At 48.0% G+C, this 18418-nt stretch carries 16 protein-coding genes; 12 read left to right on the top strand and 4 right to left on the bottom strand.

The window, feature by feature from the left end; all coding sequences use genetic code 11:
* The first annotated feature begins 160 nt into the window (after positions 1 to 160).
* The 8 genes from MHH57_RS21575 to MHH57_RS21540 all read left to right on the top strand — a co-directional run bounded on the left by MHH57_RS21575 (position 161) and on the right by MHH57_RS21540 (position 7977).
* Positions 161 to 733 (top strand): TetR/AcrR family transcriptional regulator, encoded by a 573-nt coding sequence (locus tag MHH57_RS21575; protein WP_029519317.1) that lies wholly within the window; start codon positions 161 to 163, stop codon positions 731 to 733.
* Positions 734 to 781: 48 nt separating this feature from the next.
* A complete protein-coding gene (locus MHH57_RS21570) occupies positions 782 to 1972 on the top strand; it encodes an MFS transporter (RefSeq protein ID WP_029519316.1) in 1191 nt (396 codons plus the stop codon).
* A gap of 131 nt (positions 1973 to 2103) precedes the next feature.
* The gene (locus MHH57_RS21565) at positions 2104 to 2598 is read left to right on the top strand and encodes a hypothetical protein (RefSeq protein WP_029519310.1); all 495 of its coding nucleotides are present in this window, start codon (positions 2104 to 2106) and stop codon (positions 2596 to 2598) included.
* A 116-nt stretch (positions 2599 to 2714) separates the two neighbouring features.
* Positions 2715 to 3398, top strand: a complete 684-nt coding sequence (locus MHH57_RS21560; protein WP_029519308.1) for a hypothetical protein — start codon at positions 2715 to 2717, stop codon at positions 3396 to 3398.
* 353 nt (positions 3399 to 3751) lie between these two features.
* Positions 3752 to 4804: a sulfate ABC transporter substrate-binding protein gene (locus MHH57_RS21555; protein ID WP_069011943.1), complete on the top strand. Its 1053-nt coding sequence runs from the start codon at positions 3752 to 3754 to the stop codon at positions 4802 to 4804.
* Between the two features lie 79 nt (positions 4805 to 4883).
* On the top strand, positions 4884 to 5717 hold the full coding sequence (cysT, locus tag MHH57_RS21550) for a sulfate ABC transporter permease subunit CysT (RefSeq protein ID WP_103048302.1): 834 nt from the start codon (positions 4884 to 4886) through the stop codon (positions 5715 to 5717).
* A 91-nt stretch (positions 5718 to 5808) separates the two neighbouring features.
* A complete protein-coding gene (cysW, locus tag MHH57_RS21545) occupies positions 5809 to 6684 on the top strand; it encodes a sulfate ABC transporter permease subunit CysW (protein ID WP_069011947.1) in 876 nt (291 codons plus the stop codon).
* Between the two features lie 162 nt (positions 6685 to 6846).
* A complete protein-coding gene (locus MHH57_RS21540; protein ID WP_340956916.1) occupies positions 6847 to 7977 on the top strand; it encodes an aminotransferase class V-fold PLP-dependent enzyme in 1131 nt (376 codons plus the stop codon).
* An 85-nt stretch (positions 7978 to 8062) separates the two neighbouring features.
* On the opposite strand, the gene phnE (MHH57_RS21535) is transcribed toward MHH57_RS21540, so the two are convergent.
* The 4 genes from phnE (MHH57_RS21535) to MHH57_RS21520 all read right to left on the bottom strand — a co-directional run bounded on the left by phnE (MHH57_RS21535) (position 8063) and on the right by MHH57_RS21520 (position 11580).
* Positions 8063 to 8860, bottom strand: a complete 798-nt coding sequence (phnE, locus tag MHH57_RS21535; RefSeq protein WP_013312028.1) for a phosphonate ABC transporter, permease protein PhnE — start codon at positions 8858 to 8860, stop codon at positions 8063 to 8065.
* Positions 8857 to 9711 carry a phosphonate ABC transporter, permease protein PhnE gene (phnE, locus tag MHH57_RS21530; RefSeq protein WP_029519297.1) on the bottom strand — a complete coding sequence of 285 codons (855 nt, stop codon included), beginning with the start codon at positions 9709 to 9711 and terminating at the stop codon, positions 8857 to 8859. Before phnE (MHH57_RS21530) ends, phnE (MHH57_RS21535) begins: the two co-directional genes overlap by 4 nt.
* The gene (phnC, locus tag MHH57_RS21525) at positions 9708 to 10478 is read right to left on the bottom strand and encodes a phosphonate ABC transporter ATP-binding protein (protein ID WP_341071250.1); all 771 of its coding nucleotides are present in this window, start codon (positions 10476 to 10478) and stop codon (positions 9708 to 9710) included. Before phnC ends, phnE (MHH57_RS21530) begins: the two co-directional genes overlap by 4 nt.
* Positions 10479 to 10611: 133 nt before the next feature.
* Positions 10612 to 11580, bottom strand: coding sequence for a phosphate/phosphite/phosphonate ABC transporter substrate-binding protein (locus MHH57_RS21520; RefSeq protein WP_025722520.1), 969 nt, complete (start codon positions 11578 to 11580; stop codon positions 10612 to 10614).
* A gap of 218 nt (positions 11581 to 11798) precedes the next feature.
* Between MHH57_RS21520 and MHH57_RS21515 the strand changes: the two genes are divergently transcribed.
* The 4 genes from MHH57_RS21515 to MHH57_RS21500 all read left to right on the top strand — a co-directional run bounded on the left by MHH57_RS21515 (position 11799) and on the right by MHH57_RS21500 (position 18304).
* A complete protein-coding gene (locus MHH57_RS21515; protein WP_342434505.1) occupies positions 11799 to 13709 on the top strand; it encodes a bifunctional 2',3'-cyclic-nucleotide 2'-phosphodiesterase/3'-nucleotidase in 1911 nt (636 codons plus the stop codon).
* Positions 13710 to 13955: 246 nt separating this feature from the next.
* Entirely contained in the window at positions 13956 to 15362 is a 1407-nt protein-coding gene (locus MHH57_RS21510; RefSeq protein ID WP_029519293.1) for a hypothetical protein, read from the top strand.
* Positions 15363 to 15559: 197 nt separating this feature from the next.
* The gene (gene thiD, locus MHH57_RS21505; RefSeq protein WP_029519291.1) at positions 15560 to 16369 is read left to right on the top strand and encodes a bifunctional hydroxymethylpyrimidine kinase/phosphomethylpyrimidine kinase; all 810 of its coding nucleotides are present in this window, start codon (positions 15560 to 15562) and stop codon (positions 16367 to 16369) included.
* Between the two features lie 237 nt (positions 16370 to 16606).
* The gene (locus tag MHH57_RS21500) at positions 16607 to 18304 is read left to right on the top strand and encodes a M3 family oligoendopeptidase (RefSeq protein WP_342434504.1); all 1698 of its coding nucleotides are present in this window, start codon (positions 16607 to 16609) and stop codon (positions 18302 to 18304) included.
* Positions 18305 to 18418 lie beyond the last annotated feature (114 nt).

Here is an 18418-nt window from a genome sequence, read left to right as displayed (position 1 = left end):
AGCCGGAGGCCCTAAGTTTAGGGTGCTTCCGGCTTTTCTGTTGTCCTCGTTCTCAGACAATTGAACGGCAGAATTTAAAAATGGGGTTGTCAATTTCAAGTGAGGGTAATATACTGAACCCATAAACTGACGACCGTTCGTAAGGTATTGGAGGAAAAGCATGACACTACAGAAAATTAAAACAGTTAGCTTGCAGCAATTTGCGAAAAAGGGATACGATGCGTCCTCTCTGCAACTGATAGCTGATGAGGTAGGGATTAAAAAGCAGTCCATTTATGCTCATTTTAAAAGCAAAGATGATTTGTTTTTAGACATATTTAAGGATGCGGTGGATCAAGAGATTTTGGAACTGGATCGTTATTTTCAAGATCAATCCGAACAATCACTTGAAGTTGTCCTGCGCGGACTAATCGTTGAATTTAAGGAACGCTATGAGAGTGCTATGAATTTGCGTCTGATTCTGTATATCGGCTTTCTGATTCCATCTGCACTGGAAAGCCAGGTTCAGGCTTTGGTCACACGCTACGTACAGCATAAAACCAGCTTGGTACACGGGCGACTGGCAACTGAAACATCGGTTAAACTTCGTGTTCCAGCTCAATCTGCCGCGACAGCCTATATGAATTTGATTGAAGGCATGCTGGTAGAACTGGTGTACAACGGCACCGACGGTTTTGATCTGCGTCTGGAAAGCTCTTGGGATATTTACTGGCATGGCTTGATTCGGGCCTGAACAACTGAGCAGTTGAAGTAAACATGATTGTATTGGGGGAAGAGAACAGTGTCTGTGAAAGAAAGCTTTTGGTCCAGAAACTTTATTTTTTTGATGATATCCAACGCTTTATTGTTCATGGCATTCGAAATGCTTATGCCTACGCTGCCGCTGTTTGTGGAAAGTCTTGGCGGCAGCCCATCCCAGATTGGATTGGTGACTGGCGTGTTTATGTGTTCTGCTATATTGATTCGTCCATTTTCAGGTACGCTGATCCAGCTCTTGGACAAGAAGTATGTTCTGATTATCGGAGTTGTGATTTGTATGCTGGCAACGGGAAGCTACATGCTTTCCAGTAGTTTGGTACTGCTGTTAGTATTTCGGCTGGTACATGGCTTTGGATTCGGCATTGCGAGCACGTTGTATGCTACCTCAGCCTCAGATGATTTGCCGCCTCATCGTATGGGGGAAGGAATGGGCTACTTTGGCGTAGGTGAAACCGTAGCGATTTCAGTGGGGCCACTGATTGGTATATGGATGCTTCACGCATCAGGTTTTAACGGACTGTTTTCCACGGGAGCTATAATTCTACTGTTGTCGCTCGTGATGAGCGTATTGGTTCGTCGCCGTGCTCCGAAACCTATGTCGGCGGATACAGTGCAGGGCAAAAAGAAGGTTCCTTTTAAATTATTTGAAAAAAGAGTGCTGCTGCAATCCTGTCTTGCGTTGCTGGTTGGCGTGGTGGCAGGTGGAGTGATGTCTTTCGTGGCTTTATTTGCCAAGGAGCAGGGCTTTACCAATGCAGCATGGTTCTTCTTTACTGTGGCTATGGCAAGCTTCCTCGTCCGACTGGTGTCAGGTAGAATTTTCGATACCAAAGGCCCAGCTTATATCCTGATTCCTGCAGGGATTGTGCTTATCGCCGCCATCGTTATGGTGGCCTCATCGCGGACCGAGTTACAATTTTTGATTGCTGCTGTGATGTATGGTTTGAGCTTTGGAGCTATTTTCCCAGCTTTGCAGGCTTGGGCAATCAGTGTGGTCGGAGAAGATGAGCGAGAGGACGCTGTAGGCTCCTTTTATAATTTCTTCGATTTGGGCATTGGAGGAGGCTCTTTGGTTCTGGGGATGGTTGCTGGATTAACCTCTTATAAAACAATGTATTTGTTCTCCACTTTGCTGATTGCGGCTTATCTAATTATATTTGTGACGTATATTGTATTGGATAAGAAAAAGTCCCATAACACGTTGAACGTATAAGCTATGATTACGGAATACGAAATATATGATGGAGCGCTTGCGTTTGGGTGCCTTTGATCAAGTTTGAAAAAAATGACAGCCGGACTCATAATAGATATGAGTCCGGCTTTTTTTACGAAGGAGGAAATCAAATGGTGGAGAAATGGGTTTGGGTTGGGGTTGCCGGAGCAATCGTGGGTTATGTCACTCTTGCCAATATATCGACTACCATGCATAGTACATCATCGGTGAGTCAGGCGCACTCGGCTGCTCCGTTAAGTGCACAGAGTGAGAATGGGAGCGCAGCGAAGCGTATCGTACATGATCAAAGAATGCATTTTGAAGGACAAGGCGGAACGAACTTTAAATTTGAAGAGGGGCGCAAGCTGTACATCAGCATCAAGAATGTTGGAAAGCAGCCCATACAATACAAGCTCAACAGTTCGAATGGATCGGACTTGCAAGGTACAACGAGCGGATTTTCCAGTCGAACGTTGCAGCCAGGAGAACGCCATGATCTGCTGTTTGTAAAGCCAGAAGGGCAGGATGAAGCAGCAAATGACTCCTTAAAAGAGCTGATTTTGAAAGTAAGTACGGACGATGGATCGCAAGGAAGCGTTAAAACCTTCGCCTATATCACACTGTAAGCTCCTTCCAGAAAGGGCACGACATGCGGTCATTAGTCTACTTATGTTACAATAGAACGGTTGAAGACTTAATGAACAGAATAGGTCAGAGCAGAAAGCAGAAAGGATGACCCGTTGTGCCCATAAACCATGAATTCGGTAATCAAAAGATGTCACGGAGGCTGTCACTCACAGCTATTTTACTTACACTTACTTTTGTGGCACTTACTGGCTGTGGTCAGGATAAGAATGCTGAAACCATTGATACTGGAAGCAGTACAAGCGTGATCGAGAATGGAGCCGGTGGTAATCGTAGCGGTTCAGCCCAAAATGACAAAGCAGCGAAAGAGAGCGAGAGTGCAGAAAACAGCGATACTGATGCACAAAAGTTAGCTCCTTCGGCTCCAGCTGCTTCATCGGATACTTCTTCTTCTCCGGCAGCCTCCAATCCATCGCAAAATCCATTTGAGGTAGCAGGTATTCAAGATCCTAAAGCGTTTTTGAACACGTTCAAAGCGCTGCAGAAGGCAGTTGCCGACAATGACAAGGAGAAAGTGGCCGATTATATTTTGTACCCTCTGCGTGTTAATGATAGTGAAAAGTCGTTAACGATTCCGAATAAGAAAGATTTTATTGCCAAGTATGATCAGATTTTTACGGACGCGATTCGCGAGGCGCTTGTGAATCAAAAGACAGATGATTTGTTTGTTAATTATCAGGGAGTCATGGTGGGATCAGGTGAACTGTGGTTGAGAAGGGCTACGGACAATCCGAAGCTTTTTGGAGTCTTTTCGATTAATCTTGAAACGGTTGCCAACTAAGTCGTACCCCGTGTGTAAATGACCTCTAAACGGTCGGAAACATATACAATGTTTCTGACTGCCCCCCTTAAAGAAAGAAAAGTACAGATAATGCATACCAAAAAAAGGTTTGACATCACTCCTAAACTCTCGTATTATATCCGTATAACTCATTAAACAGGTAGGAATTAAAGAATTAAAGTTTGATCTCGCCATTTTGGCGGAGAACCTCTAGGAACAGCAGGCAGACACTGTCCACACGACAGGTTTGACCTAACAGGGCTGCATCAGGGAATTCTCCGCTCTTTTTTTAATTATGTCTGTAAATAACAGGCGTAAATGAATACAAATTACATAGAATTCGGGGTGTCTTGATGAAGAGGCAATGGAAAAGTGGACTTATTCTCGGACTATCTTTGGTTTTAACGATGATGCTAAGCGCTTGCGGGGCAAGCAAGGGAGGGACGGAGGTAGATGGTAGCTCTGCTGCCGTGGAGTTGCTCAATGTTTCTTATGATCCGACCCGTGAGCTGTATGAGGCATATAATAAAGCATTTGCCGCCCATTGGGAGAAGGAGAAAGGACAGAAGGTTACGATTAAGCAATCTCACGGAGGATCTGGCAAGCAAAGTCGTTCTGTGCAGGACGGGCTGGATGCGGACGTGGTCACTCTGGCTCTGGGCTATGATATTGATGCGCTACAGGAAAAAGGACTCGTTCAAGAGGGATGGCAAAGTAAATATGAGCATAACAGCGCCCCGTACACTTCAACCATCGTGTTATTGGTACGCAAAGGGAACCCGAAAGGGATTAAGGACTGGGACGATTTAATCCGTGGCGATGTGCAAGTCATTACACCGAATCCTAAAACTTCGGGTGGAGCACGTTGGAACTATCTTGCAGCCTGGGCTTATGCGCTCAAGAAGAACAATAATGATGAAGCCAAGGCCCAGCAGTTTGTACAGGAGCTGTATAAGCATGTGCCGGTATTGGATAGCGGAGCACGTGGAGCGACAACGACTTTCGTAGAGCGTGGAATTGGCGATGTGCTGATTGCATGGGAAAATGAAGCACTGCTCTCGGTGAAGGAGCTGGGTGCGGATAAATTCGATATCGTATATCCATCGATCAGTATATTAGCTGAACCTCCGGTAGCAATAGTCGATAAGGTGGTAGATAAAAAAGGTACACGCGAGGTAGCGGACGCGTACCTGAAATATTTGTACAGTGAAGAAGGGCAGACCATTGCTGCTGAAAATTATTATCGCCCAACATTGGAGAGTGTGACGGCAAAGTTCAAGGATCAATTTCCTAAATTGGAGCTCGTAACCTTGAAGGATGTATTCGGGACATGGAAGGAGACGCAGCAGAAGCATTTCAGCGACAAAGGCATTTTTGACCAGATTTATGTACCCGGCAGTTCATAAAATAGGTGGACTGTGTAGACGATTGGATTGGTAGCCGCGAGTGTCATAGTGAATGAATTCAGAGAGGGATGGACAGAACATGAGTCAAGTGCAAGCCACTCGAAAACGCGTACTTCCCGGGTTCGGGTTAACAATGGGTTATAGTGTGCTGTATCTCAGTCTGGTGGTGCTGGTGCCTTTATCGGCACTGCTTCTGAATTCAACTGGACTGACGTGGGAGAAATTTTGGGACGTGGCGACTGATGTCAGGGTGCTGGCTTCCTACAAGGTTAGCTTTTTGTGTGCCGCGGCTGCGGCGCTGATCGACCTGTTTCTCGGTTTATTGATAGCCTGGGTGCTGGTGCGTTATGAATTTCCGGGGAAACGAATTTTTGATGCGGTGATTGATCTGCCCTTTGCTTTGCCTACTGCGGTAGCGGGGGTTGCTCTAACTGCCCTATATGCGCAGAACGGCTGGATCGGTTCGTTGTTCGAACCGCTTGGATGGAGGATGGCGTACTCACAGACGGGGATTACGCTAGCATTGATGTTTATTGGCATTCCGTTTGTCGTACGGACAGTTCAGCCGGTGCTGGAGGAACTGGACAAGGACGAGGAGGAGGTCGCTGCTACGCTGGGAGCTGGCAGATGGCGTATCTTCTGCAGCGTTATTGTGCCGGAGCTGGTACCACCGCTGCTGACGGGTTTTGCGCTCGCCTTTGCCCGTGGCATTGGCGAGTACGGCTCTGTCGTCTTCATTTCTGGCAATATGCCGATGAAGACGGAAATTGCTCCACTGCTCATAATGTCCAAGCTGGAGCAAAATGACTATGCAGGAGCTACGGCGGTAGCATTGATGCTGTTGGTGATTTCATTCGTGCTGTTATTCGTGATTAACAGCATTCAGCGCTGGTCACGGCGCCGTGCAGTTTAACGTAACTGCCTAAACGCAACTGTTAATATAATTGTTTAACGTTAATATGCAGGGCTGCGCATAATACCCGCGTTTTAAGGAGGGATACACCATGTCACAAGCAATAACTGGGCAGGAGCTTGCTTCTGCACCAGTGCCTTCATCTGCACCGCCCAACAGGGTCACAACCGAAGCCCCTTGGGTGAAGTGGACGCTGATTGGTGCTGCTTTTTTAGCTTTGCTCTGGGTACTGGTATTGCCGCTAATCGTCGTGCTTACCGAAGCGCTCAAGCAAGGATGGGGCGTCTACGTCGAAGCGTTACGGGACCCAGATGCCATGTCTGCATTGCGGTTGACGCTGCTGGTGGCAGCGATAACGGTACCGCTGAATACGGTATTTGGTGTAGCTGCCGCTTGGCTGATCACGAAATTTCAATTTCGCGGCAAAGGCTTACTGGTCACCTTGATTGATTTACCCTTTGCCATCTCTCCTGTCGTTGGAGGGCTGATGTATGTATTAGTGTTTGGTGCACAGGGCTGGCTTGGACCGTGGCTGGACGAGCATGATATTAAAATTATATTTGCTTTGCCTGGTATTATTTTAGCGACGCTGTTCATCACCTTTCCATTTGTGGCGCGAGAACTCATTCCAATGATGGAAGATCAGGGACAGCAAGAGGAAGAAGCGGCGGTCACGCTGGGCGCGCGCGGTTGGCGCATTTTCTGGAAAGTGACGCTGCCGAACATCAAGTGGGGTCTGCTGTATGGCATCATTTTGTGTAATGCGCGAGCCATGGGTGAGTTTGGTGCAGTGTCCGTCGTCTCTGGACATATCCGGGGAGAGACGAACACACTGCCGCTGCATGTGGAAATTTTGTATAACGAATATCAGTTCTCGGCATCTTTTGCGGTGGCCTCGTTATTATTATTACTTGCTCTGGCAACCTTGGTGCTTAAAAGCTGGTTTGGACGCAAACGCGTGCATTAACTTATGATTTTGTATATGATCCCTTAGGGCCTCTCTTTGCGTCTATCGTCTGTTAACGGCGAGAAGATGGGAAGAGAGGCCCTTGTTCTAAGGTGGCTGATATGGATAATAAAATGATCATATCAAGGCACGTTGGTGTGCCCAGGAGGAGCGAAGGGAAAAATGAAACATCCGTTTCAGTCCTACCGTCAGCTGTTTCCAGTGCTGTCCTCACATATCCATGTAGGGAGCTGTTCCCAAGGGGCCGTATCGAGGCCGGTTTCCGCTGCCATTGAGGAATATCATCGAAGTTTGCTGCAACACGGTCATAACGGTGATCTGTCTATGGCACGTTTGGAGGAGGCTAGAGGGCATTTTGCCAAGCTCATCGGGGCGGAGACTGACGAAATTGCGGTCCTGTCCTCAGCCTCTGAGGCGATTGCCGGGGTGGCCACAGCCCTTCCTTATGTATCGGGAAAAGAAGGCATTGTGTATGCGGACACCGACTTCCCGACAGTGGGACACATCTGGCAGGCACAGGAGATGTTCCGTGATCACATCTGTTGTATCCCCTCCATCGAGGGAGAAGTGATAATAGAACAGTATGAGGAGCATGTTACGGAGAAAACTGCGCTCGTTATGGTGTCACAAGTGAACTATACCAACGGATTTCAGCAGGATTTAAAATCCATTGCAGATATAGCTCACCGAAATCAGGCGTTGCTGTTTGTGGATGCCTATCAGTCTGTAGGGATTATTCCAGTGGATGTAAAGGCAATGGGCGTAGATATTCTGGTCGCTGGAGCACGCAAATATATGCTTGGAATTCCGGGCGTGGCTTTTCTTTATGTAAGCAAGGATCGAATAGACCGCTTCAAGCCCCGTCTTACGGGCTGGCTTGGGCAGGAGCCCGCTTCCCGGTTTGATATTGCTCACCCGGTTCCGGCGGCGGGAGCCCGACGCTTTGAGACGGGATTGCCTTCTTTCATTAGCATTTTTGCCGCCAATGCGGCCTTAAAGCTGCTGCTGGAGATTGGAGTCACGAGTATTCAGGCCTATATGAGTGAGTTGTTGGATTTTTCCGTTGAACATGGACGGCGCAAAGGGTTACACATACGTGTACCTTACAGGGGAGGCACATTACCAAGCCTGCTCGCTGTTGAAGTAGCCGACGTGTCGGCTGTAGAGAGGCGATTGAGAAGCCAAAATATGATCGTTTCAGCACGAAAGGATGTTATCCGTGTGGCTCCGCATTTTTACAATACGGCAGAGGAAGTCCGACGGATCATAGATGAATTGGCAGAGAGATGTTGAACGGCAAAAGCCTCTTCCGAGTGAATGGGAGCATAACGTGTCCCTTTTTACACAGGAGAGGCTTTTTGGGTGTTTAGAATTCTAATTATACGATCCGTTTGCGCAGCCAGCCGGAAATCAGATCCGTCAAAATGATCAGGACTACAATACCGAGCAAGATAACGCCTACACGGTTCCAGTTGCGCATTTGGAGTGCAAATAGTAGTGGAGTACCGATACCGCCTGCACCGACCAGACCGAGCGTGGTAGCGGAACGGATGTTAATTTCAAAACGATAAAGCGAATACGAAAGAAACTGTGGAATCACCTGCGGTAGCACGGCGAAGAAAATCACCTGCCAACGGTTGGCACCGCACGCGATCAAAGCTTCCTGGGGCCCGTGATCGACACTTTCGATCGTTTCCGAGAAAAGCTTCGCCAGCATGCCTATGGAGTGAATGCCGAGGGCAAGCACACCCGCAAATGAACCGGGTCCAACGGCTTTGATAAACAAGATGGCGACGATCATTTCGGGAAATACCCGGATGACACTAAGCACAAATTTTCCGCTACCTGACAAGGGACGCAGACGGGTCATATTGCTGGACGCCCAAAAGGCGAACGGAAGACAGACAAATGCGGACACGAAGGTTCCGAGCACTGAAATGACCAGCGTATCCAGTAACCCGCGCAGTAAATCCTCTCCCTCAGGAATGTAGACGAACGACCAGTCGGGATGAAGGAAGCCGTCCAATATAGCGACAGAGACACTTTTGGCCGTTCCCTGTAATCCTTCAAACTGCATCCCGCGAAAAGCCCAAATATAAATGATGATTAGCAGAATAGCTATCGCCCATAGGCGCAGGCGGGAGCCAATAGGTCTGCGAAGCGTAGGATCATTCATAATAATTTCCTCCGTAGCAGGTTACTGCCGTAATCAATCGCAAGGACGATGACGAGGGTCAGTAGAATAATGATGCTTGCCCGATCATATCGGAACAGCCCCAGAGAACGGTCAAGCAACAGACCGATACCGCCAGCGCCAACCAGGCCCAGAACGGAAGCCGCGCGCACATTGACCTCAAAGGTATACAGCAAGTACGACACAAAATAAGGCAGAGCCTGCGGAACCACACCAAAGGCGATGACTTGGATGCGGCTCGCGCCAACAGCAGTCATGGCCTCCAGTGGTCCGGGATCAATGGCTTCAATCGCCTCAAAGGTCAGCTTGGCTATAATGCCAAAGGAGAAGAAGAGCAGGGCGAGCATCCCTGCAAACGGCCCGATGCCGAATACCGCCACAAAGATCGAGGCGAACAGCAAATCGGGAATCGTCCGTACTAGATTCAGGATCGTGCGCATCGGCAGCGAAATCAGCTTGCGCGGCATTACATTATAGGCACACAGCAACGCGACAGGGATCGCCAATATGGCTCCCAGTGTCGTGCCGACAATAGCGATCTGGATCGTTTCCAGCATCGGTTTCCAGATGGTAGGCAAGTAACTCCAATCAGGAGGAAACATTTCCTCCAGCAATTTGCCCATCTCCGGTAAGCCAACGATCAATTGGTAAGGCGTGGCATCCGTATGAATGGAGCAGGCTACCAGCACTACGATAAAGATCATCCAGGTGGCGTAACGCTTATAGCGTCCTGGCAAAGGTGGCCCTGCGGGCGGCTTACTTGGCTGCGGCGGTCCAGCATGCGGTGACGGTTGCGTCGAAGAGAGCGGCTGGGCAGTAGAGTCGGGCTTCATGATCCCACTCCCAGCAGCTCATCATGCTTGATGGCCCGGCCGTAGATCTCCGCAAAGGCCTCATCCGTAGCCTCCTTCGGTGTGCCGTCAAAGACCACTTCTCCGGCGCGCAATCCGATGATCCGCGTTGCATATTCGCGCGCGAGATCAATGAAATGCAGATTGACGATGGTCGTAATCTGCATTTCACGGTTGATCCGCTGGAGGTCATCCATCACCTGGCGGGTGGTCAGCGGATCCAGCGACGCGACAGGCTCGTCCGCCAGAATGATTTTAGCCTCTTGCGCCAGAGCGCGGGCGATGGATACGCGCTGCTGTTGGCCACCGGACAGTTCATCTGCCCGGCTGTAGGCTTTTTCGCGGATGTTCACGCGCTCCAGCGCTGTTAGTGCCAGTTCGATATCCTCCTTCGGGAAGAGGCCGAGAATGGTTCGCAGCGTCGAATGATAGCCGACACGGCCGGAAAGTACATTGCGGAGCACCGTCGAACGCTTAACCAGATTGAAACTTTGAAAGATCATGCCGATGTCACGGCGAATGCGCCGCAGCTCGCTGCTTCCAGCAGACGTGACGGACCTGCCACCCACGACAATATCGCCGGACGTAATGTCATGCAGTCGGTTAATGGAACGCAGCAGGGTAGACTTACCTGCACCGGATAAGCCGACGATGACGACCATTTCTCCCTCCTGAATCGTCAAATTAATATGGTTCAACCCTTTGGTGCCGTTCGGGTATGTTTTCGATACGTTACGGAATTCGATCATATGCTCCCAACTTTCTCCCCCGATGGGGTGGAATGAAAACAACACCGCCATGAATACATGGACGGTGCTGCCCTGTCATTCGTAAAGCCTGTTTCGTAGCTGTTACTTCATTACAGTACCTTGCTTGCTCCGGTTACTTAACCGCTTGACCAACAGCTTCGGCGTATTCACGCACGGAGTCGAAGTTTTTATCGTCGCCCTTTTCATAACCTACATGGGTGTAAATCTCTTTAATGATTTCGCCGCCTGCTGGGTCTTTGGCAATGTCAATAAAGGCTTGGCTGATCTTGTCTCTCCACGCTTGATCCATATCAGAACGTACGCTGACGGTGTCATTTGGAATTTTAGCTGTGTAATGAATGACGCGAGTTTTTTCAAATACATCTGGGATTTCCTTCTTCACCGTGTTACGTGCATCCTGGAAAACAGCTACCGCATCAACCTGACCGTTCAGCAACGCCAGAATAGCAGCATCATGGCCTTTGATTGTCACACCCTGTACATCCGTGTCCGGGTCCACGCCAGCTTTTTTCAGCTCTGCTGCAGGGTATACGTAGCCTGCGGAGGAGGTTACATTTTGCCAGCCAACCTTCTTGCCTTTCAGATCAGCTAGGCTTTGAATCGGAGAATCCTTTTTCACCACGATCATGGCTTTATAAAAGTTCACTTTTTCAGTCGTGTCCTTGCCTGTGGCATCTTCAATGCCGTAGCGTTGAGCTTGCAACAGCAAGTCGGCTGCTTTACGGTTATCGTGGGCCAGTACATAAGCATTCGGCGGAAGGAATCCTACATCTACCTGTTTGGAAGACATGGCTTCCACAATCGTATTGTAGTCAGGAGATACGGTTACTTTCACCGGGATTCCAAGCTTGTCACCCAGTAGATTTTCGAGCGGTTTGGCTTTGGCTTCGAGCGTATCTGCATTTTGAGAAGGAACGAACTGTACCTTTAACTCTTTAGGAACATAGGCTGTGCTTTCGTTTTTAGAGCCATCTGTACCCGGAGTGGACGCGCTGTTGTTATTGCTTGCATTGGAGCCACAAGCGGCTAGACCCGCTGCCAGTGTGAAGGTCATGCACAAGGTCAGTGCTTTTTTGAACAAAATAATTTCCCCCTAAACATAGTAATAACGAAAATAAAATTAAAAAACCTGTAAATGCTGTGACAAACCAAATCTTAACAGCTAGTCCCGCTGCTAGGGTAAAAACCACTCCTGACTTTGGTAAAAATGATGTAAAATTTATCATATTAACATTCTCTTAACAGTGCTCTGTTAGACTTGCTCAAGCTCTATGACCGAAGCTGAGGGAGAGAACAAGATTGAATGTTTTGGATATTAACGAAAAGGCAGGCCATGAAAATGTAAGTCCTGTGAGAGTGAAATTCCGTATTATGGTTACAACCGATTTGCATGTCAGCTTGTGGAATTACGATTATTATACGGATCAGGAAACGCTGCATTACGGTCTGGCGCAAACAGCCAGCTTGATTCAAATAGCCCGGGCGGAGGCACCCAATCACCTGCTGCTGGATAACGGAGATGTGATTCAGGGGAATCCAATGGGAGATTATGCTGTACAGCGACTCCGACTGGACCCGAGCGCGGTACATCCCGCCTATAAAGCCATGAATCTGCTTGGATATGAGGCAGGTAATATCGGGAATCATGAATTTAATTATGGACTGGAATACTTGCAGACTTGCCTTCAAGGAGCCCAATTTCCTTATGTAAATGCCAACATTTATATAACGGGAGAACAAGAACAAAACTACTTTACACCTTATCTATTACTGGATAAGACGGTAGAGGATGAAGCAGGTGGTAAGCATCTGTTGAAGGTAGGGGTCATCGGCTTTGTCCCTCCGCAAATTATGCAATGGGACAAGGCGTGGCTGGAGGGGAAAATCATTGTCAAAGATATGCTGGAAACAGCAAGACGGTTTATTCCAGAAATGAAGGCAGCGGGAGCCGATCTGATCATTGCCATGCCCCATGCTGGCTTCGAAGATATTCCCGAAACACTTGATATGGAAAATGCGGTGCTGCATTTGAGCAGGGTGGGAGGGATTGACGCCATTGTGTTTGGTCATGCCCATAAAGTATTTCCAGGATCTTCGTTTATGGGAAAAACAGGTGTTGATCTAGAGCGAGGTGCCATCCATGATATTCCAGCCGTGGAGCCGGGCTTTTGGGGGGATCATCTGGGGATCATCGATCTGGAGTTGACCTTTAGTGGAGGAAAGTGGCAGGTGGTTGCATCTGCTGCCGAGGTACGCCCAGTGTATGATCCGATACGCAAGGAGGCGCTGGTACAACCGGATACTGCCATTCAGCAGGCGGTAGCAGAAGAGCACGCCGGAACACTAGAGTATATTCGTGCACCTGTAGGTCAGACGACGGTGGCGGTGAACAGCTTTTTTGCTCAGGTGATGGATGATGCTTCGGTTCAGCTCGTGAATGATGCGCAAATGTGGTATGTGAAGCAGCAGATGCAAGGGAGCGAGTACGAAGGAGTGCCCGTTCTGTCGGCAGCAGCTCCTTTTAAAACAGGCGGCAGATATGGCCCATTGTACTATACCCATATTCCGGTGGGAACGTTGGCGATCAAGCATATCGCTGATCTGTACAATTTTCCGAATACGCTGCATGTCGTTCGACTGACCGGAACGGAAATTCGGGAATGGCTGGAGTGGTCCGCTGGACAATTCCGGCAAATTGATCCTTCAGTAGAACAAGAGCAAGAGCTGATTAATTCTGATTTTCCAAGCTTTAATTTCGATATCATCGACGGCATCAGGTATCAGATTGATGTAACACAGCCAGCCAGATATGATGCTGACGGGGGCCTAAAGGACCCAGATGCACACAGAATCATTCAGATGTCTTTTGATGGCGAACCGATGGATATGCAGCAAAATTATCTGGTTGTTACGAATAACTATCGCGCGTTTTCCTCTGCGCTGGTCAATCCGGGTGGAGAGCGAATTATACTTGCTTCACCGGATGAGAATCGTCATGTGCTGACCGAATACGTGCGGCATATGGAGACGTTGACGCCAAAAGCTGACGGCCATTGGTCCCTCGCCCCATGGTCAGGGCGTCCGCATGTGACGTTCCTGACCTCACCGCAAGCAACGGATGCCGCTAATGCCTATTCGGAGTTGCTTTATGAAGGGCTAACGGTAGAAGGGTACGCTAAGTTTGCCGTCGATTTCGGACGTTCACGGTAGAACTGCTAACTAGTTTTTGTCCTATAAGTCCACAGCATCAAAATAATAGAAATAGACTGTCCCGCAGAGGACGGTCTTTTTTCATAAAACAGATTTAAAATCGTACAAAACTCGTGATTTTATATGTCCTGAGTCGTGTTTAAAGTTATTGACCTCTCGTATAAATAGACATATACTTTGATTAAACAAATTTTGGTTTAAAAGGTAATGAAAAAGTCACCATCATTCGTTTGAGGGGGTGTCCCTTTGGAAAAAAACACCACGATCCGCGCAGAAATAGAAAAGTATATTCAAACTGAAGGCATTTCAATGCAGTCTTTTGCAGATGCTTCCAAGGTAAATCCGGGTACACTTAGCGGTATACTTAATCGGAACCCACCACGGCCGATCTCAGTCAATCAGCTTGATCTGATTACCGAGGCCATGGGATTGGAAGAAGGATCTTTGTTCGAGATGTATGTTGATGAATGTTTTATTCATTCCTTGCCGCACTGGAGGAGGTTGCGTCCGTTTCTCCTGCGTTGTTCAGAGTTGAACAAGCTGGAGTGTATACGCAGTGTACTTGCCTATTTGATGGACGATTTATCGAACGTTCCTGCCATTTTTGAGACCGCAGAAGCGATGTTTGAGGATGGCAGACATGAAGCCGCCATGCTTCTGTATGATTGTGTCATCGAAAGTGAGAAGTATACCCACTCTGAACGATTGGCGATCAGCTATTTCCGTATATTCCAGATTCAGATTAAGGATAACCAACGGAACTTGAAGGCTGCTGTACAATTCCATTTGTACCGTAGTCGTCTACCGGAAATTTACGCATTGGAAGGCTTACATATGCTATCTCAAGTGTTTGCTTTAAAAATGCAATGGTCCGAGATGGAAATGTATGCGGACGAGCTAAGAGAGCTGGCGCAGGCATTGTATCGCAATCGGAACCGTTTCGGAGATGAGCACCTGGAGCTGCTTAAGCCGCTCGTTTATTACTATGCTCAGGGGCATCTGCTCAAGGCCAGTTGCTATGAGTTTCAGGGTAGATATGAGGAATCCAAGCAATGGATTGAAGGTTATGCAGATTTGAGCTGGTTTGAGGGTTTAGACGAAGAAGGCTGGAAAGTGGTCAACTTGCATCGTGTATATGCACAGGGCAACCGACTTTGTATTGAAATTAAAATGGGCAACACTTCTGCAATCTATGAATATATTACTTACCTGCGCGAGCATCCGGATGAGACATTGGAAGGCTTGAACACCTTGCTCGAATCGGCGAACCGGTTCGGTTATTTCGTGGATGCCGAACTGGGACTGTTTAGTCAGCAACTCAAGAACTTCTGGGAGCTTGCACCGGAACGATGGGACACTCATTATCGCAAGCACTTTAATGCATTTCGTTTTGCATCCTTTTGTAAGGTGTTTGCAGAATATTATTTCCGAAAAGGCGATTACCCCGAGGGAGTGGGACAAACACTGCATTGCTTGCAATTGTCTGTTGATAATAGCTATACCGAACATATCATTGGTTGTATGGCTTTATTTGAGCAGCATCGGAATTTTGCTACACCGGAACAGCAGCAATTGTATCAGAGCCTATGCCTGGGCGTACGTGCAAATGAAAAGAATCATGCCTATGATCACAGTACCGGCGGATATTTATAATTCTAAATTTCCTTCAAATTCTTCATATAACACGTTATTGCGAGGATATTCCCGTTTCAAAAGGGGATGTTCTCGTTTTTTAGCTGCTGCCGTCGCTTGTGACTTTTAGCATAGAGAGGATCGTATTGCGCGTTGACAAGTTTCGCAAGCGGGATTAGGATAAATGCAGCACAGAAAGTGAAGGAGAGCATGAACAAATGACGATTCCCAAAACATTAACGATAGCCGGCTCCGACACAAGCGGTGGAGCGGGTATTCAGGCAGACCTGAAAACCTTTCAGGAGCTTGGCGTATATGGTATGACCGTATTGACAACCGTAGTAGCGATGGGGCCTAAAACCTGGGACCATCTTGTATATCCTGTTGCGTTGGATGTGGTAGAAGCGCAGCTGCGTACTGTATTGGAAGGTATCGGCTTTGATGCGATGAAAACCGGCATGCTTGGTTCCGTTGAAATTATCGAGCTGGTAGCCAGCCATTTGAAAAAGCATGATCTGAAGCGGATCGTAATTGACCCGGTCATGGTCTGCAAAGGCACGGATGAAGTGCTTCAGCCGGAAAATACAGAAGCGATGCTGGAATTGTTGATCCCTGGCGCTGACCTGGTAACGCCGAACTTGTTCGAGGCTTCGCAACTGGCGAAGAATGGACCGATCACGACACTGGAGCAGATGCAGGAAGCGGCTGCGATTATCCATGAGCGTGGAGCTAAGCATGTACTGATCAAGGACCGTGGCAAAATTCGTGCAGGTAAAGCGATGGATCTGCTATATGACGGAATCACTTTTGACTGGTTTGAAGCCGATGTTGTAAAAACAAACTTTACCCACGGTGCAGGCTGCACCACTTCGGCAGCGGTAACGGCTGGTTTGGCACAAGGACTGACTGTACGTGAAGCAGTGGATCAGGCCAAGAAATTCATTACACAGGCCATTGAAGGTAGCTTCAAGCTGAATGAATTCGTCGGTCCAACCCTGCATGCGGCACATCGTTTGCAAAACCAATAAAGCATGAAGGTCTGCGACTTTGGGGAGACTTATAAATCCCCACCAGGCTGTATATATATTTAGGTTGCTTTAGGCAGCGACATCCATGATATATAAGTTAGATTAGGCTCAAAAGCCGCAATACATAGTATTGCGGCTTTTGAGGTTGTATTTTATTGGAATTTCAGCTTCCAGTTTGGTCTAATCGTACTGTATAATAGGCATCAGATTTATTACATTTGAGGAGGAACCGAAGCAATGACATTATTCAGCCAAATGGCTTACAGCCGACCAGAGCAACCTGAAATTGAACAGCGGTTTAAAACGCTGTTGCAGCAGTTTCGTGAAGCGGAAAGCGTAGAACGTCAAAATGAAGTGATTCATGCGATTAATAAGCTGCGCAGTAATGTGGAAACGCAATTGCAATTGGTGGAAGTTCGGCACTCCATTAATACGGAGGACGCCTTTTACAAAGCGGAGCAAGAGTACGCTGATGATTTCATGCCGGTTATTCAGGAGTATGTAACCGATTACTACCGGGCATTGGTGGATTCTCCATTCCGCAACGAGTTGGAGAGTCAATGGGGCAGCCAGCTTTTCAGTATTGCCGAGGTAGCCCTCAAGTCGTTCCATCCGGATATTATTGAGGATTTGCAGCAGGAGAATAAGCTGACTTCGGAATATGCTCAATTGATTGCTTCAGCAAAGATCCCGTTCGAGGGAGAAGAACGCACATTGTCGCAGCTCCTGCCTTTCGAAATGGCTACCAACCGGGAGACACGCAAACAGGCCTCCGAGGCTAAATATCAGTTTATGAGTGAGCATGAGGACGAGCTGGACCGGATTTATGATGAACTGGTGAAGGTACGTACGCGCATGGCACACAAGCTGGGCTATGACAACTTCGTAGAATTGGGCTATGCCCGCCTAGGACGTACAGATTACAATGCCGAGATGGTAGCCAATTTCCGCGAGCAGGTGCTGAAGCACATCGTTCCTTTGGCAACCAAGCTGAAGGAGCGCCAGCGCGAACGGATTGGAGTAGATCAGCTTCGCTATTACGACGAAGGCTTCAACTTCTTGTCAGGCAATCCTACGCCAAAAGGTGACCCGGAGTGGATCATTCGTAATGGAGCACGTATGTATGAGGAACTTTCAGCGGAAACCCATGAATTTTTCAGCTTTATGATTGAACGTGGATTGATGGATTTGATCAGCAAAAAGGGCAAGCAAAGCGGAGGCTATTGTACATTTTTGAGCGAATATGGCACGCCGTTTATTTTCTCCAATTTCAATGGTACGTCCGGTGATATCGACGTATTGACGCATGAAGCAGGTCATGCCTTCCAGGTCTATGAAAGCCGACATTTTGAAATTCCCGAGTACCATTGGCCAACCATGGAGGCGGCTGAGATCCACTCTATGAGTATGGAGTTTTTCGCATGGCCCTGGATGAATCTGTTCTTCGAGGAAGATACGGACAAATATCACTTTGAACATCTATCTTCATCGTTGCTGTTCGTGCCTTACGGCGTAGCCGTGGATGAATTCCAGCATGCCGTATACGAACATCCGGATTGGACCCCAGCCGAACGTAAAAGCGCATGGCGCTCCATTGAACGTAAGTATAAACCGCATCTGGATTATGAAGGCAACGAATATCTCGAGCAGGGCGGATTCTGGCACAAACAGGGGCATATTTTCCAATCTCCGTTCTACTATATTGACTATACACTCGCGCAACTGTGCGCGTTCCAATTCTGGAAACGCATGAGTATCGACCGGACAGCGGCGTGGGAAGATTATTTGAAGCTGTGCCGTGCTGGGGGAAGTCGATCCTTTACCGGATTGGTTGAGCTGGCTGGACTGATCTCGCCGTTCCAAGATGGCTGTATCGCCTCTGTAATCGGAGAAATCGAAGCATGGCTGAACAGCGTGGATGATAAAAAGCTGTAAGCATAACTAAAAAGGGCATTTCACTTACCTGTCAAAGCGGAAAAGCATGCAAATGACATGTTTTATAGGTAAAAGCAGGGCAATTGCACGAAAAAAAAGCCGGGAACCTCTACA

This window comes from Paenibacillus sp. FSL H7-0442 (assembly GCF_038593105.1).
Classification (GTDB): domain Bacteria; phylum Bacillota; class Bacilli; order Paenibacillales; family Paenibacillaceae; genus Paenibacillus; species Paenibacillus polymyxa_D.
This window is presented reverse-complemented; position numbering and strand designations above follow the sequence as displayed.

Excerpts from the sequence above, each read along its gene's own strand:
- MHH57_RS21575 (WP_029519317.1), top strand. The coding sequence starts at position 161 with ATGACACTACAGAAAATTAAAACAGTTAGCTTGCAGCAATTTGCGAAA.
- MHH57_RS21565 (WP_029519310.1), top strand. The coding sequence starts at position 2,104 with ATGGTGGAGAAATGGGTTTGGGTTGGGGTTGCCGGAGCAATCGTGGGT.
- MHH57_RS21555 (WP_069011943.1), top strand. The coding sequence starts at position 3,752 with ATGAAGAGGCAATGGAAAAGTGGACTTATTCTCGGACTATCTTTGGTT.
- cysT (WP_103048302.1), top strand. The coding sequence starts at position 4,884 with ATGAGTCAAGTGCAAGCCACTCGAAAACGCGTACTTCCCGGGTTCGGG.
- cysW (WP_069011947.1), top strand. The coding sequence starts at position 5,809 with ATGTCACAAGCAATAACTGGGCAGGAGCTTGCTTCTGCACCAGTGCCT.
- MHH57_RS21540 (WP_340956916.1), top strand. The coding sequence starts at position 6,847 with ATGAAACATCCGTTTCAGTCCTACCGTCAGCTGTTTCCAGTGCTGTCC.
- phnE (WP_013312028.1), bottom strand. The coding sequence starts at position 8,860 with ATGAATGATCCTACGCTTCGCAGACCTATTGGCTCCCGCCTGCGCCTA.
- phnE (WP_029519297.1), bottom strand. The coding sequence starts at position 9,711 with ATGAAGCCCGACTCTACTGCCCAGCCGCTCTCTTCGACGCAACCGTCA.
- phnC (WP_341071250.1), bottom strand. The coding sequence starts at position 10,478 with ATGATCGAATTCCGTAACGTATCGAAAACATACCCGAACGGCACCAAA.
- thiD (WP_029519291.1), top strand. The coding sequence starts at position 15,560 with ATGACGATTCCCAAAACATTAACGATAGCCGGCTCCGACACAAGCGGT.
- MHH57_RS21500 (WP_342434504.1), top strand. The coding sequence starts at position 16,607 with ATGACATTATTCAGCCAAATGGCTTACAGCCGACCAGAGCAACCTGAA.